Below are 230 nucleotides of genomic sequence, written 5' to 3' on the forward strand. Positions count from 1 at the left end.
GTCGTTCAGTGCGCCGGTCGCCACGGCGCCGATCAGGGTCAAGGCGATGATTCCCATGGTCTTCTGCGCGTCGTTGTGGCCGTGGGCGAAGCCCATGTAGTCCGCCGAGACGATCTGCGCCTTGCCGAAGAACGCGTTGCCGAAGCGCGGGCGGGCCAGGCGGCCCAGCCTGCCACCGGCGTTGGCCATGCCCGCGATGATCGCCGACAGCAGCAGCATCACCACGATGC

At 68.3% G+C, this 230-nt stretch carries 1 protein-coding gene; it reads right to left on the reverse strand.

From position 1 onward, the window contains the following. Window positions 1–230: inorganic phosphate transporter (locus tag ACQG3P_RS25475; RefSeq protein ID WP_426806595.1), on the reverse strand; the 230-nt coding region annotated here is incomplete at both ends.

The sequence above is a fragment of the Stenotrophomonas sp. SrG genome, from assembly GCF_050031795.1.
GTDB classification, from domain to species: domain Bacteria; phylum Pseudomonadota; class Gammaproteobacteria; order Xanthomonadales; family Xanthomonadaceae; genus Stenotrophomonas; species Stenotrophomonas rhizophila_A.